General features: G+C 41.4%; 13 protein-coding genes and 1 riboswitch. Of the genes, 7 read left to right on the forward strand and 6 right to left on the reverse strand.

Annotated features, from left to right (window positions below):
- The first annotated feature begins 4 nt into the window (after positions 1-4).
- A complete protein-coding gene (locus SLH46_RS00125) occupies positions 5-2,245 on the forward strand; it encodes a glycoside hydrolase family 3 N-terminal domain-containing protein (protein ID WP_320279097.1) in 2,241 nt (746 codons plus the stop codon).
- Positions 2,246-2,341: 96 nt separating this feature from the next.
- On the opposite strand, the gene SLH46_RS00130 is transcribed toward SLH46_RS00125, so the two are convergent.
- Positions 2,342-2,902, reverse strand: a complete 561-nt coding sequence (locus SLH46_RS00130; RefSeq protein ID WP_320279098.1) for a Tll0287-like domain-containing protein — start codon at positions 2,900-2,902, stop codon at positions 2,342-2,344.
- Positions 2,903-3,027: 125 nt separating this feature from the next.
- A riboswitch (SAM riboswitch) is annotated at positions 3,028-3,138 on the forward strand.
- A gap of 204 nt (positions 3,139-3,342) precedes the next feature.
- On the opposite strand from SLH46_RS00130, the gene SLH46_RS00135 reads away from it, so the two are divergent.
- The 6 genes from SLH46_RS00135 to metF all read left to right on the forward strand — a co-directional run bounded on the left by SLH46_RS00135 (position 3,343) and on the right by metF (position 11,007).
- Entirely contained in the window at positions 3,343-4,506 is a 1,164-nt protein-coding gene (locus SLH46_RS00135) for a homocysteine biosynthesis protein (RefSeq protein ID WP_320279099.1), read from the forward strand.
- Positions 4,499-4,909: an NIL domain-containing protein gene (locus SLH46_RS00140; RefSeq protein WP_320279100.1), complete on the forward strand. Its 411-nt coding sequence runs from the start codon at positions 4,499-4,501 to the stop codon at positions 4,907-4,909. The genes SLH46_RS00135 and SLH46_RS00140 overlap by 8 nt, the downstream gene beginning before the upstream one ends.
- A 35-nt stretch (positions 4,910-4,944) precedes the next feature.
- Complete coding sequence (locus SLH46_RS00145) at positions 4,945-5,697, forward strand: UPF0280 family protein (RefSeq protein WP_320279101.1); 753 nt, start codon at positions 4,945-4,947, stop codon at positions 5,695-5,697.
- A 92-nt stretch (positions 5,698-5,789) separates the two neighbouring features.
- Positions 5,790-6,170: an endonuclease domain-containing protein gene (locus SLH46_RS00150; RefSeq protein ID WP_320279102.1), complete on the forward strand. Its 381-nt coding sequence runs from the start codon at positions 5,790-5,792 to the stop codon at positions 6,168-6,170.
- A 71-nt stretch (positions 6,171-6,241) separates the two neighbouring features.
- Positions 6,242-9,910: a methionine synthase gene (gene metH, locus SLH46_RS00155; RefSeq protein ID WP_320279103.1), complete on the forward strand. Its 3,669-nt coding sequence runs from the start codon at positions 6,242-6,244 to the stop codon at positions 9,908-9,910.
- A 143-nt stretch (positions 9,911-10,053) separates the two neighbouring features.
- Positions 10,054-11,007 (forward strand): methylenetetrahydrofolate reductase [NAD(P)H], encoded by a 954-nt coding sequence (metF, locus tag SLH46_RS00160; RefSeq protein WP_320279104.1) that lies wholly within the window; start codon positions 10,054-10,056, stop codon positions 11,005-11,007.
- Positions 11,008-11,252: 245 nt separating this feature from the next.
- On the opposite strand, the gene SLH46_RS00165 is transcribed toward metF, so the two are convergent.
- The 5 genes from SLH46_RS00165 to SLH46_RS00185 all read right to left on the reverse strand — a co-directional run bounded on the left by SLH46_RS00165 (position 11,253) and on the right by SLH46_RS00185 (position 16,058).
- A complete protein-coding gene (locus SLH46_RS00165) occupies positions 11,253-12,296 on the reverse strand; it encodes a DUF4837 family protein (protein WP_320279105.1) in 1,044 nt (347 codons plus the stop codon).
- A gap of 154 nt (positions 12,297-12,450) precedes the next feature.
- Positions 12,451-12,651 (reverse strand): twin-arginine translocase TatA/TatE family subunit, encoded by a 201-nt coding sequence (tatA, locus tag SLH46_RS00170; protein ID WP_320279106.1) that lies wholly within the window; start codon positions 12,649-12,651, stop codon positions 12,451-12,453.
- A gap of 45 nt (positions 12,652-12,696) precedes the next feature.
- The gene (rseP, locus tag SLH46_RS00175; protein WP_320279107.1) at positions 12,697-14,037 is read right to left on the reverse strand and encodes an RIP metalloprotease RseP; all 1,341 of its coding nucleotides are present in this window, start codon (positions 14,035-14,037) and stop codon (positions 12,697-12,699) included.
- Positions 14,038-14,047: 10 nt separating this feature from the next.
- Entirely contained in the window at positions 14,048-15,208 is a 1,161-nt protein-coding gene (locus SLH46_RS00180; RefSeq protein WP_320279108.1) for a 1-deoxy-D-xylulose-5-phosphate reductoisomerase, read from the reverse strand.
- Position 15,209: 1 nt separating this feature from the next.
- Positions 15,210-16,058: a M23 family metallopeptidase gene (locus SLH46_RS00185; protein ID WP_320279109.1), complete on the reverse strand. Its 849-nt coding sequence runs from the start codon at positions 16,056-16,058 to the stop codon at positions 15,210-15,212.
- Between the last annotated feature and the right edge of the window lie 39 nt (positions 16,059-16,097).

Here is a 16,097-nt window from a genome sequence, read left to right on the forward strand (position 1 = left end):
TAAAATGAAGATTAGAATTTTATCATTAATTGCAGGAATTGGATTGTTAGCCGGTTGTTCTGCAAATTCAACGCATAATGCCGACCCTGTTGAAGAAAAGATCAATAGCATGTTGAGCGGGATGACGCTTGAGGAAAAGATCGGCCAGATGCAACAGGTTAACGACGGCTTTTTCGGCGACGATGAAGCGACAAAACAGGCCATCAGAGAAGGCAAAGTAGGCTCATTTCTGAATATGGTTGATGCCAAAAGGGTGGCAGAGTTCCAACGCGTTGCACTTGAAGAAAGTAAACATGGTATTCCTTTGCTTTTCGGACGCGATGTTATTCACGGATTTCGTACCATCTTCCCTATCCCTTTGGGAATGGCTTCGTCGTGGGAACCGGACTTGGCTGAAAAAGCAATGCGAATTGCGGCTGTTGAAGCCTCATCGATGGGAATTAACTGGACATTTGCCCCGATGATGGATGTAACCTGGGATCCGCGCTGGGGACGAATTGCCGAAAGTTGTGGTGAAGACCCACTGTTGGCTGCTGAGTTCGCAGCGGCAATGGTGAAAGGATTTCAGGGCGATTTAAGCGATCCGACAGCAGTGGCAGCCTGTGCCAAACATTTTGTGGGTTACGGTATGTCAGAAGCCGGTCGCGATTATAATACCACGTACATTCCTGAGCCCTTATTACGAAACGTTCACCTTCGCCCGTTTAAAGCCGCTGCCGATGCAGGAGTGCTAACATTTATGTCGGCTTTTAACGACTTAAACGGAGTGCCAACTTCCGGCAACGAATTCACGCTTAAACAAATTTTGCGCGATGAGTGGGACTACAAAGGAATGGTAGTCAGCGACTGGGGATCGATACCGGAAATGATCAACCACGGATTTGCCGCCGACACAAAACAAGCCGCTGAAATTGCAGCAAAAGCAGGTGTCGATATGGAAATGGCAACAACCTGTTACGCAGAAAATCTAAAAACTCTGGTTGAGGAAGGCGTAATCACTGAAACGCAAATCGACAATTATGTTGGCAATATTCTGCGTGTTAAACAGGATATGGGATTGTTTGAAAAACCCTACGACAACCATGTTTCAACCGATACAATTTTGGCACCAACACATCTGGAAGTGTCGCGCGAAGTGGCACGTAAAAGTATGGTACTGCTGAAAAACAAAGGAAATACATTGCCCATTTCAAAAAGTATTCGTTCGCTTGCGGTAATCGGACCACTTTCTGATGCAGGTCGCGATCAACTGGGAACATGGATTTTCGATGGACAAGGCGAAGACTCAACAACTCCGAAAGAAGCTTTTGAAAAGATTCTTGGAAGCAGAATGAACTATGCCGAAGGATTGGAATACAGTCGCGATAAATCAACAAAAGGATTTGCAAAAGCCATTGCCGCTGCAAAGCGTTCGGATGCCATTATATTCTTTGCCGGAGAAGAATCCATTCTTTCGGGTGAAGCAAATGCCCGTGGAATTATTGATCTTCCCGGTGTTCAAACCGAACTGATTACGGAACTGAAAAAGACAGGCAAACCTCTTATCTTGGTAGTTATGGCCGGAAGACCATTGGGAATTGGAGCCGAAATGGATATGGCCGATGCGGTACTTTATGCATGGCATCCGGGAACAATGGCAGGACCGGCAATTACCGATCTTGTTTTTGGCGACTACTCACCTTCTGGGAAATTACCTGTAACTTTTGTAAAAGGTGCCGGGCAGATTCCGTTTTACTACTATCGTAAAAACACCGGCCGCCCAGCTACCGAGAACGATGTTACTTATATCGATGATATTCCGCGTAACTCAAAACAATTGTCGCTTGGGTTTAAATCGATGCATATTGATTACGGTATTACACCACTTCTGCCTTTTGGCTTTGGTTTAAGTTACACCGAATTTGAATACAACAACCTGAAACTTTCGGCTCATGAAATTTCGGCTGACGGCACAATATTCGTTTCTGCCGATATTAAAAACGTTGGCAACTACGAGGCCGAAGAAATTGTTCAGCTTTACATTCGCGACAAAGTTGGAAGTATTACCCGACCTATTAAAGAATTAAAAGGTTTTAAAAAGATCAATTTGAAACCGGGCAACGAAAAAACAGTTAACTTTGAGTTAAAAGCTGAAGATCTTCAGTTTTTTAACGGTAAAGAATATGTGATTGAACCCGGTGATTTTTATATTTGGATTGGTCCAAATTCAGAGGAAGGATTACAAGACACTTTTGTTTTAAAATAAATAAACTTAGAGCGATTAAGAGACCTGAAAACATCGATCGCTAACTTTCAGAAACAGGCATTTCCATTGTGAGATGCCTGTTGTCTTTTATGGCAGTTACTTCGCTTTTGTAAACTCAACTTTCCACAGTCCTCTAAAATCATTTAACTGATAACCCGTTGCCAGATCGGCCGGGTATAACTCTTGCAACTTCGCTCCTGTTGCCGGATTAATATCGGTTTCCGGATTTCCATGACACTTCAAACAAGCCGGCATCCCAATTTTTATCGGTTTATAATATACCAGGTTACTACCACTTTGTAAAAGCGTGTCAGCCAGTTGTTGTTCCGTAAAAAGTTTCCACATCTCCTTTTCCTGTTCTGTACTCAGCGCATTTTGCGGATTCCGGTTTTTAGCAGAAACTCTTGAAATGTTGCAGTCGAATACTCCATTCAAACTATCTACAATTGAAGCTGCTTCAAGGTTACAAAACTCAACAGCATATTCTGGTCCACCGGTTTGAATGGCTTTCCCCACGTTACTAAGAAGTACAGCTTGCACATTTGCAGTTATTTCCTGTCCACTGTTTTTGAACTTTTTGTAGGTATCATTATCCAGTTTCGGAGAACATGCGAAGCAAAAAAATAGCAGCAGAATGGGTAAGATTTTGTTTGTCATAAGTTAATTACTTAAAATAATGGTTCAAAATATCTTTAATTATTTAACTACAAGTTGAGGTTTATTTGTCAAATCACAAAATCAACTATCTTTGTCGCATCAAATATTCTTTCAATAAGGGTGTTTGGTTATACAGAAGAGTGGAGAGATCGGGCTCTGCGAAACTCTGGCAACCTTGTCTGTCAACCGACGGATAAAAAGGTGCCAATACCCGGCCGGAAACGGAATTATAATTTAAACACGATCGATGAAGAAACTGCACTACAAATTATTTTTTACAAGCTATCTGCACGGGGCAAATATGTGTATGCGCCAGCGGTTCTAACCGCCTTAAATAGCATTGTGAAAAATCCATATCAAAAAACTAAAAATGAAAGTGGTAGCCGATTTCGAAAGTATATACTTCCGACTTCGAGCTTCCAACTTCCGACTTAAAAAATATGTCGAAAACAAAATCGTACGAAGAAATTAATCAAAAACTGAAGGCTGGAAAAGCAGTTGTTTTAACCGCCGAAGAAGTTGCGGAGATGGCGAAAGAATTAACGCCCGAAGAAATAGTTGAGAAAGTAGACGTTGTAACCACAGCAACCTTTGGGGCAATGTGCTCATCGGGTGCCATTATAAATTTTGGACATGCCGATCCGCCAATCCGAATGGAGAAAATACGTTTGAACGGTGTTCCGTGTTACGAAGGACTGGCTGCTGTAGATTCATACATCGGAGCAACTGCCTGCGATCCCGACAATCCGGAGTATGGCGGAGCACATGTTATTCAGGATTTACTGGAAGGAAAAGATGTAATTCTGGAAGCCTGGGCAAAAGGAACCGATTGTTATCCACGGAAGCATATAAAAACCAAGATCAACATCAATACTGTAAACGAGTTTACGCTTTTTAATCCGCGAAACGCTTACCAGAATTACAATGTGGCTGTTAATACCACATCATGGATAAAACATACCTACATGGGTACTTTGTTACCCAATTTACGCAATGCTACCTACTCCACTTCGGGTGAATTAAGCCCGCTGTTGAATGATCCTGAGTTTAAAACAATCGGACTCGGAACCCGCATATTTTTAGGAGGTACGCAAGGTTTTGTTGTTTGGCCGGGAACGCAATTTCACACCACAAAACCTAAAAACGAGCTGGGAGTTCCGGTTACGAATGCCGCGACAATTGCGGTTATGGGTAACCTGAAAGAAATGTCACCCGAGTACATTCAAGCGGCGTCGTATGAGAAATATGGTGTGAGTATGTTTGTGGGAATTGGAATTCCTATCCCGGTTCTGAATGCTGACATTGCCAAACGCGTATCTATTAATAACAGTCAGATTGAGACTTCGGTACTTGATTACGGAACGGTTGGAACGCCAAAACTTGGGCAAGTTACCTACGAGGAATTGCAATCGGGAACCATAAAAGTGAAAGGCAAAAAGATTAGAACAGCGCCTGTTGCCAGCTTGAAAAAAGCACGCAAAATTGCTGACGAATTGAAGAAATGGTTGCTGAACGGGGAATTCGAAGTAACTAAACCGGTGCAGATGTTCCCAACGAATACATCATTAAACGGATTAAAAGAAACGGAGGTTGACAATGATTAAAAGAAGATATATACTGAACTTTCCTCCGCAAAGCGGCGACAAAGCTTTTACCTATCACCTGGTAAAAGAGTACGATATCCGAATTAATATTCTTAAGGCGGAAGTTTATCCCGGAAAAAGCGGGAGTCTTTTGCTTGAACTGCAAGGCACAAAAGAAAATATTGAGAACGGTGTTGAATACATCAGAAGCCACAAAATTACCTGCGAATCACTGGACAAACGTATTCGCTGGAAGGAGGAGAAATGTATCGATTGCGGAAACTGCACCGCCGTGTGTTTTGCCGGAGCTTTAAATATGAACAAACAATCGTGGAAACTGGAATTCGAAAAGAGCAAATGTGTCGTTTGCGAACTTTGTATTCCTGCTTGCCCGCTAAATTTGTTTGAGATTGATTTTAGATAGAAAGAAACGTTTTCACTTTATCACGATTTAAAACGATGAAACTTTTTGAAGAACGTACATACCGCAGCCAGTTTAATACCGAACGCTTTACAGGATTCGAAGTAAAACATCTGGAAACTGACCTTTGGATCGGAATTGATCCTGCTTCCTACAAAGAAGAGATGCAGGAAGTGGCTTTGGCAAAGATGAAAACATTGCGACAAACCTTCGATGATTACATCGAAAAAGAACCGTTTTTCAAAAAAAGCCTGAAACCATTTCAGCCATCCGACTTTGCCCCGGAAGAAGCAAAAGAAATGGCGCTGGCTGCCGAGAAAGCCGGAATTGGTCCGATGTCGGCAGTGGCCGGTTTATTTGCCCGCGAAATTGGCGAAGAAATTTGTAAAAACTTTTCGGTGAAGGAACTGTTAGTTGAAAACGGCGGCGACATCTATGTGCTTTTACAAGATGAACTGGTTTTATCTGTTTTTGCAGGTGAATCGATTCTCTCTGAGCGCATTGGGCTGGTAATTCCAGCAGGGAGTCGTACCTTTGGAATTTGTACTTCGGCCGGAACAGTTGGACCGTCGTTAAGTTATGGTAAAGCTGATGCAGTGGTGGTGGTTTGCGAGGATATTCTAATGGCAGATGCATTGGCAACCGCACTTGGCAACAAGGTTAAAACACCGAATCATGTTGAGAAGGTGATTAAACAGGCAGAAAATTTTGAAGAAATACAATCGTTGCTCATTATTTGTGAAGATAAGATTGGGATTAAAGGAGACAACGAAATACGGATATTAAAGTAGAAAGAAACAAACGATGATAAAATAAATATAATCAGCATATTCAATTCCCCCTTCGAAGGGGGTTAGGGGGATGAGAATATAACATTGAATCCATGTCTGAAGGTTTTTCAAATAACAATTACAACAAAAATCTAAAAGAATATGCCAGAAAACTTCGCAATAACTCGACTTTGGCAGAAGCCATTTTATGGGACGAAGTTTTAAAACAAAAACAACTAAAAGGGTATTCTTTTTTAAGACAAAGACCAATAGGAAATTATATTGTAGATTTTTTCTGTAAAGAATTGAAGATGATTATAGAACTGGACGGAACAATTCATCTTTTTCAGAAAAACAAGGATAGGAATAGGGAAGACAGTTTAAAGAAGATGGGATATAAGATTATAAGATTTCATAATGAGGAAATTTTAAAAAATATTCGCAATGTGCAGATATCGTTGGAACTTCATATCGACGAATTAGAAAAAGCATAAAATCACCCCTTAATCCCCTCAAGGGGAGAACAGACAAACAAAGGTTACGTAGAAATTGAAAGAGAGAAAAAATGACAATTAAAAGAGACATAAGAGCAGAACTCAAAAAGAGAGTATTGGTATTGGATGGAGCAATGGGTTCTCTGATTCAGGAATATAAACTGAGCGAGGAGGATTACAGGGGCGAACTGTTAAAAGATCATCCCAGTGATCAAAAGGGGAACAACGACATGTTGTCGCTTACCCGCCCCGATGTAATTTCAGAAATCCATGAGGCTTATTTGGAAGCAGGTGCTGATATTATTTGTACCAATACATTTAATGCAACCAGCATTTCCCAGGCCGATTATAATGCCGAAGAGTATGTCTATAAAATGAATAAGGCTTCGGCGGAAGTGGCAAAAAAACTGGTGGACAAATTCACCGAAGCTAATCCTGAAAAACCACGTTACGTTGCCGGATCAGTGGGTCCTACCAATAAAACATTATCACTGTCGCCTGATGTGAATGATCCCGGTTATCGTGCTATTTCATTCGACGAGGTGAAAGTTGCCTATCGCGAACAGGTAGAAGCTTTACTCGATGGTGGAGTTGATCTGTTACTAATCGAAACAATTTTTGATACCTTGAACAGCAAGGCAGCCATTTTTGCCATTGAAGAAGTGCTTGATGCCAGAGGTGTAAATATCCCGCTGATGGTTTCGGGAACAATTACCGATGCCAGTGGTCGAACACTTTCAGGTCAAACGCTGGAAGCTTTCCTGAACTCGGTTTCGCATGTTGACTTATTAAGTATCGGACTAAACTGTTCGTTGGGAGCTACCGACCTTCAGCCCTACATTAAAGAACTGGCCGGCAAAGCACCGTTTCACATTAGTGCACACCCAAATGCGGGATTACCAAACCAGTTTGGCGAGTACGACGAAACGCCGGAAATTATGGCCAGGCATATCAAAAAATACCTCGACAACAACTACGTAAATATTATCGGTGGTTGCTGTGGAACAACACCCGCACATATTAAAGCTTTTGCCGATATGGCTGCCAAAGCAAATCCGCACCACCGCGCCGAAGCTGACACTTACACAAAACTTAGTGGACTGGAGCCGGTTACAATCACTGAAAACACCAACTTCCTGAATATCGGAGAACGTTGTAACGTGGCCGGATCACGCAAATTTGCACGACTGATCAGCGAAGAAAAATATGAGGAAGCGCTTACGATTGCACGCCATCAGGTTGAAAATGGTGCGCAGGTAATCGACGTAAACATGGACGATGCCATGTTGGATGCCGAAAAGGAAATGGTGACTTTCCTGAACCTGATTATGGCCGAACCTGACATTGCCAAACTGCCAATCATGATCGACTCATCGAAGTGGAATGTGATTGAGGCCGGGTTAAAATGTTTGCAGGGAAAAGCCATTGTAAACTCAATCAGCTTAAAAGAAGGCGAAGAAGTTTTTATTGAGCAGGCACAAAAAATTAAACGTTACGGTGCAGCCGTTATCGTTATGGCTTTTGATGAAAAAGGACAGGCCGACAACACCGAACGGCGTAAAGAAATTTGCAGCCGAGCCTATAAAATTCTTACCGAGAAAGTTGGGCTGCCGGCACAGGATATTATTTTCGATCCAAACGTACTGACTATCGGTACCGGAATTGAAGAGCATAACAATTACGCCGTTTCGTTCATCGAATCGGTACAATGGATAAAAGAAAATCTGCCGTTGGCAAAAGTCAGCGCGGGTGTAAGTAACGTTTCGTTTGCTTTCCGTGGAAACAATGTGGTGCGCGAAGCCATGCACTCGGTGTTCCTGTTTCATGCCATCAAGGCCGGACTTGACATGGGAATTGTAAATCCGGGAATGTTGCAGATCTACGATGAAATTCCAAAAGATTTCCTTGAAAAAATTGAAGATCTGGTGTTAAATCGCAGACCGGATGCAACTGAAAAACTGCTTGAGTTTGCTGAAAACCTGAAGTCGACTTCGAAAAAAGAAGAGAAAAAAGATGAATGGCGCGAACTACCGCTTGAGGAACGAATTGCACACTCGCTTGTAAAAGGTTTGCCGGAATTTGTAGACGAAGACATGGCCGAAGCCGTTGAAAAATATTCTCCGGCATTGAATATCATCGAAGGTCCGTTAATGGATGGAATGAACATCGTTGGCGAATTATTTGGTTCAGGAAAAATGTTCCTGCCACAGGTGATCAAATCGGCACGTGTGATGAAAAAAGCTGTGGCTTATTTGCTGCCGTTTATTGAAGCGGATAAAGCGAAATTTAAAAACAGTACATCGCAGAAAAAAGTGCTGATGGCCACCGTAAAAGGCGACGTTCACGACATTGGTAAAAACATTGTTGGTGTGGTATTGGGATGTAACAACTACGAAATCATCGATTTGGGTGTTATGGTTCCAACTGAGAAAATATTAGATGAAGCCATTAAAAACGAGGTGGATGTAATCGGGCTGAGTGGCTTGATCACTCCTTCGCTTGAAATTATGGTGGAGATTGCCAAAGAGATGGAACGCCGCAAAATGAATATCCCGGTGATGATCGGCGGTGCAACCACTTCTAAAATTCATACGGCAGTTAAAATTGCACCTGAATATTCGGCTCCTGTAGTTCATGTAAAAGATGCTTCGTTAGCTGTTAATGTGGTTTCGAACCTGATTTCGAAGAATGAAAAGTTCATTGAGAATCTTAACGCTGAATACGCACAGATTCGCGAATTCCAGGGAAAACGCAGGGAAAAAGAATACTTAAGTCTCGAAAAGGCACGCGAGAATAAATTCCCGATCGATTGGAATAATACGCCAATTTATAAACCGAATTTTACGGGCGTAAAACACCTGATCGACTTCCCACTTGAAGAGCTGAGAAATTATATCGACTGGACATTCTTCTTCATCACCTGGGGACTAAAAGGCCATTATCCGCAAATTCTGGCTGATGAAAAACAAGGCGAAGAAGCTAAGAAGCTTTTTAAAGAAGGGAATGAATTCCTGGATGAAATTATAGAGAAAAAAATGCTGCAGGCCAATGCTGCATTCGGTATCTGGCCGGCGCAATCGGATGGCGACGACGTAGTTCTTTACGAAGATAAATCATGCGAAAAAGAGATCGGACGTTTCTATCACCTTCGTCAGCAGGAGAAGAAAAAACCAGGTGTCGCTAATTTTGGACTGGCCGATTTTGTTGCTCCAAAAGAATCGGGAAAAGTTGATTATTGCGGCGGTTTTGCCACCACTGCAGGAATCGGCATAGAGAAATGGACCAAGCAGTTCCGCGAAGAACACAACGATTATAAAGCCATTATGGTGGAAGCTTTGGCCGACCGTTTAAGCGAGGCATTTGCAGAGTTGCTGCACCTTGAAATTCGCAAAAATTACTGGGGTTACGCACCTGAAGAAAATCTGTCGCTCGACAATATCCTGAAAATTAAATACCAGGGAATTCGTCCGGCATTGGGTTACCCTGCTTGTCCTGAGCACTCTGAAAAAGAAAATTTGTTCAAACTGATCGACGCTGAAAAAATCGGCATCTCGCTTACCGAGCACTTTGCTATGTATCCAAATGCATCTGTTTCGGGACAGTACTTTGTGCATCCTGAGTCGCGTTATTTCAGTCTCGAAAAAATTGGCAAAGACCAGATTGAAGATTATGCGAAACGTAAAAATGAATCGGTAGAATTTGTTGAGAAGTTTTTGCCAACAAATCTGAATTATAAATAGGACGGGTAACTGATCAGTTGAAAATAAATGACAAAAGTCGAATTCATTTTAATAAACTGTCATTTATTTTTCAATTTTCGGATTATTCAGACGATGAGGTCCGAAATTGTTAAATTTGCACCAGCAAAACAGACTAAAATAGCATGAAAGTTATAGACACCATAAATCAGGCAAAGAAAACAGTATTTTCTTTCGAGTTACTGCCGCCATTAAAAGGCAACGATGTTTCGCGCCTGCATAAAACGATAGAAAGTTTAACGGAGTTCGATCCGAAATATATTAATATTACTACCCACCGCGACGAAGTTGAATTTAAAGAACTCGCCGACGGAAGAATTGTAAAACAAACGGTTCGGAAACGTCCGGGAACGGTTGCTATTGCTGCCGATATTCAACACAAATACGGCATTCCGGTAGTTCCGCATATTTTATGTGGCGGTTTTACAAAAAGTGAAACTGAGCACGTACTTATCGATCTTAACTTTTTGGGGATCAACAATGTTTTGGCTTTGCGTGGGGATGGAATAAAAAGTCAGCATGTGTTTCAACCAACACAAAACGGGCATTCGAACGCCAACGAGTTGGTAAAACAAATTAAAGATCTGGGAGAAGGAAAATACCTTGATGCTGACCTGAAAAACAATAAACCACTTGATTTTTGTATTGGTGTTGCCGGTTATCCGGAGAAACATTTTGAAGCACCAAACAAGGAGCAAGACTTGGCTTACCTTAAACAAAAAGTGGACGAAGGTGCTGATTACATTGTTACACAAATGTTTTTCGATAACCAGGTTTATTACGACTTTGTAGACAAATGCCGGGCAATGGGAATTACAGTGCCGATTATTCCGGGAATCAAACCGATTAATCTGAAAAACCAATTGACAGTGCTTCCAAAGATCTTTAGCATCGACCTGCCACAAGACTTGTCGAAAGAGCTGGCAAAATGCAAAAACAACGACGATGCACGACGAGTAGGAACCGAGTGGGCGATTTACCAGTCGAAGGATTTGGTTGCACATAACGTACCTTCGTTACACATTTACACCTATGGTATTTCGGATAACGTAAGCGAGATTGTAAAAGCTGCATTCTAACAGGACGTAGTTTAAACCACATAAAAAAGCAGGCTGGAAAAATCAATTTCCAGCCTGCTTTTTTTATATCGTACTGCTCAATTAGAGTCCTTTTAAAACATCCTCCGGCTTCCTTCGTCAGCCACCTCCTTTATAAGGAGGATTTACAATATTCCACGTCAGTGGTTTAGTAAGGAATTCCCCTTTGAAGGGGATGATAGTTAATCCTCTCCTGAATAACTAAAGTTTTTTATCCGATTTTCGACTTACCCTTCCACCTGAATTTCAACATCCTGCTGATTTAGTTTATCGTTATCAGCCTGGTTGTTTTGTTTCAATGAGTATATCATTGCTTCAACCTGGCGTATCAGGTTTCTTTTGTCTTTGCTGGGTGCATAAACGAAACCAAAAGCATTGATTACACGCTGATTCGAAACATCCAACTCCGAAAGAGCGACATATGGTCCTCCCATAAAATCGTTCTCAACACGCCATAAACCACGCATTTCGGTTGCATAATTACCATTGTGCTTAATTACATTATTGATCTGTTCGAGTCGTTTTTCTGTCGACATGTAACTTCCATCTGTTGGCCCCGGAACGTATTTCTTTAACAAACTATCACGGATCGGTAATTGGTAGTCAACTGTAAATGCACTGTCGGAAACGTACGGATAAGAATAAACTACAATCCCCTGGGTGATTTCAGGCGAATCGAACTGTACCCATAGAAAATCCTTTTTCTTTTCCATGATGCGGAAACCCGGTGGCACTTTCATCGTAACTCCGAATTCCTGATCGAGTGTATTGTAAACGGCTTTTTCATAAACCTTTTTATAGTTCATGGTATTACGTTCTTTTTCAGCCAGTATAAAATAAGACAAGATTTTGTCCTTATTGCTTTCAAATATCTTTACAAATTCCTCAGGAGTTTTTGCACGTATTTGCACTGTAGCCTGCGGGTACGCCCAAACATCGTCGGTAAAAGCGATCCCACTCTCATCAACGTTAGATGAGATTTGCGTTTGTAAAACGTTACGTGTTGTTCTGAAGATCTTTTTAAATGCTGCATGCGGCACATCAATCAGGTCGAAAAGCGGTTCTTCCTGTGGTAATCCGACATGTGGTTGCGCCAGTGTTTCTTTGATCAGTGTACCGGGAGCTCCTTCCCATGAATCATCAGAAATTACAACAACCATCTCGCCGGCCTTTCCGGTGATGTTGGTATACATTTGGGTTGCGTCGTCGCCACAACCTGCAAAAACAGATGCGAGAAGCAACAGAATAATAAGGTGGTTAATACGTCTCATATTATCAGCTTTTTTGGATTTATCCGAATTCTAACAAAAACCTTACCAGTTTGTAGCACTGATACATACATCTGGCAAACCGCAGTAAAGTAAAGACAAAAAATCCCGTAACTGCTTTACAGAACGGGATTCACAATATCTGAATCGATATTAACTATTTTTCGATTTTTTCGGTATCGGACTTTTTACCCTCAGCCTCATCTTCTTTTGTGGCTTCTTTAAATTCCTTCATTCCTTTTCCAAGGCCTTTCATCAATTCCGGAATTTTACGACCACCAAAAAGAAGTAATACAATAATTAAGATGATTATTATTTCCTGAGGTCCGATAAATCCTGCTACTACAAATAAATTCATATCTAATAAGTTAATTGGTTCCACGACAAAAATAGTTTTTTTTCATTAAAACGTGCCGTTAATCATTTTAATTATATCGTTGGCATTGGCATAAAGTACCAGCGCCAAAAGTAATACCATTCCGGCAATTTGTGCGTACTCCAAAAATTTCTCTCCGGGTTTACGTCCGGTAATCATTTCGCCGAATAAAAACATTACGTGTCCGCCATCTAAAGCAGGAATTGGCAAGAGGTTCATAATGGCAAGAATGATAGAAATAAATGCTGTCATATTCCAGAAATGTGCCCAGTCCCAGGTAGGTGCAAAAATACTTCCGATGGTTGCAAATCCACCCAACGACTCGTATGCTTTTGTTTCTTTTTTAAAGAACAACTTAAACTGTTTCAGGTAATTTCCGGTAGTTTGAACACCGCGGTCGATACCTGCAGGAATAGACTCCAGGAATCCGTATTTTATGGTTTTGTACTCGAAAAGATCTTCCGGATGATTAAATCCGGCGTTAAATCCAATTTTACCATCTTCTCCTACTGTCAATGTTTTAGTCATTGGCTGGCCATCGCGTGTAATTTCCATCGTAATTTCCTGACCATTCTTTGACTCTATATAATTGGTAAACTCATCGTAATAACCGAATGATTTCCCATCAACATTTCCTAAAACATCGCCAACTTCCAGTCCTGCTTTTTGTGCAGGTAGGTCTTTTGCCAGTCTACCAATATTAATATCGTAAGGAATACGTTCTTCCCAAATACCTTTGCTTTTTAACAACAAAGCCAGATCTTCGCTTGTAATCGCTACATCAACTTTCTGACCATCGCGTTCAACCTGAACAGTTTTAGCGCCATCCAAAACAATGGTTGGTACAATTTTACTGAACTGCTCTACATATTGGTTATCAACGGTAAGAATTTTGTCACCGGTTTCAAATCCCAGTTGCTCCCCTACTTCGTTAACTACAACACCGTATGTTACATTCTCGGTTGGCAAATATTGCTCGCCCCATGCATAAAGCACACCAATATAAATGATCATGGCAAACAGGAAATTCATTAACACACCACCAACCATAATCAGCAGTCGTTGCCAGGCCGGTTTTGCGCGAAATTCCCATGGTTGAGGCGGAAGTTTCATGGCTTCCTTATCCATCGACTCATCGATCATTCCCGAAATCTTTACATAACCACCAAGAGGTAGCCAGCCAATTCCGTATTCTGTTTCGCCTTTTTTAATTTTAAAAAGTGAAAACCATGGATCAAAAAAGAGGTAAAATTTTTCAACCCGTGTTTTAAACAAACGGGCAAACATAAAGTGACCTGCTTCATGCAGAACCACCAATATTGAGAGGCTTAAAAGTAACTGTGCTGTTTTAATTAAAATCGACTCCATTAACTTCTTTCTAAATTTTGTTTTCTGTTAACAACTGTGCCACCTTTCTTGTTTCGTTGTTGGTCTCAATTAAATCATTGAGCGTTGGCTGATTTATAAAATCAACCTTATTCATGGCTTGTTCTATAATTTCGGGCATTTCTAAAAACTTAATTTTTCGTTTTAAAAATGCCTCAACAACTATCTCGTTTGCAGCATTCAGGATGCAAGGCATATTTCCGCCTTTTTCCATCGCTTCAAAGGAGAGTGCAAGGTTACGAAAAATTTCTGTATTTGGCTGTTCAAAATTCAAACTAGGGTAATCTAAAAAGTTGAAACGCGGGAAGTTATTTGATATCCGTTGCGGGAATCCCATGGCGTATTGAATGGGTAACTTCATATCGGGCAATCCCATTTGCGCTTTCATCGAGCCATCTTCAAACTGAACGATTGAATGGATAATCGACTCGGGATGAACGATAACATCGATCTTCGAAGCCGGAAGTCCGAAAAGCCAGTGCGCTTCAATTACCTCGAAACCTTTGTTCATTAGCGTTGCCGAATCGATGGTGATTTTTGCTCCCATATCCCAGTTCGGGTGTGCCAAGGCATCGTCAACTGTAACATGTTTTAATTCGTCAAGCGATTTCCCTCTGAACGGGCCACCCGAACAAGTGAGATAAAGCTTTTCAATCGGGTTCATATATTCGCCAACCAAACACTGAAAAATAGCTGAATGTTCGGAATCAACGGGCAACAAATCAACCCGTTTCTCGCGAGCAGCTTTTGTAATGATCTCGCCGGCAACAACCAGTGTTTCTTTATTTGCCAGTGCTATTGGTTTTCCAACTTTAACCGCGTTGTATGTTGGAATCAACCCGGAATAACCCACCATTGCAGTTAGCACCAAATCGATGGTATCCATCTCAACTACCTGGTTTAATGCCTCTTCTCCTGCATAAACTTTTATATCTTCATCTTCAAGGGCATCGGCAACCAGCCGGTAGTTATCCTTATTGGCAATAACCACCACATTGGGTTGAAATTTTTTGGCTTGCTGAATAAGCAGTTCCACACTATTATTTGCTGTTAAAACCTCAACTTCAAACAATTCGGGATTTTGCTCAATAACTTCGAGGGCCTGGGTTCCAATGGATCCGGTAGATCCAAGAATTGCTATTCTTTTCTTCATTTTAAAAGTCGATGTACTGTTCCGGATCAAGTGCTTTTCCGTCGTGCCACAATTCAAAATGCAGATGCGGTCCACTCGATAATTCTCCTGTGTTTCCTATAATGGCGATTGCCTCGCCGGCTTTCACCGCCTGACCGGTCTTTTTTAATAATTCGGCATTGTGTTTATACACCGACACAATATTTGCTTCGTGCTGAATGTAAGCCACATAACCTGTTTCAAGAGTCCATCCTGCAAAAATCACCGTTCCGTCAAGCACCGATGAGATTCGGGCATTTGGTTGACTCACCAAATCAACACCAAAATGATCGGGTATATTTTGAAAATGCTCCGAAACAACGCCTTTTACCGGTACAAAAAAGTTCACCTGGCTTAATTGGGTAACATCTGCATTATCATTTCTAATTGAGAGGCTCAACTGTTCGGCAAGCAGCTTCTCCTGGAAAACAGAATCGTGATTGTATTCTTTAAATTCCACGGCTTCATTATCCAGTTCGATTGGCGACGACAAATCATCTTCCGGCACTTCTCCGGCCATAATCGCCTGGATTCCTCTAAAAAACTGATCGCGTTTTGCCAATTCCTGCTCCAGCGAATCAACCACCAAAGCATTACGCACCAGCATCTGACGGTACTCTGCTTTTGGATAACCAGGAATATATTCGCGTAATCCGGTAGTTGCAATCAACAAGATAACCAGAATCACCAAAATTGCCGATGTTAAACTGGTTACGGTAAACACTTTCAGACGCGAGAGTTTCATACTCCACACCGACTGAAACGTGGTATCGTTGTAAATTATTAACCGGTATTGATTTTTTAGTTTATCAAAAAACTTCTTCTCTTCCACTCCCTAAAAAATTTTAAGGCTACAAATTTAGCAAGAATT

This window comes from Draconibacterium sp. IB214405 (assembly GCF_033963885.1).
Taxonomy (GTDB): domain Bacteria; phylum Bacteroidota; class Bacteroidia; order Bacteroidales; family Prolixibacteraceae; genus Draconibacterium.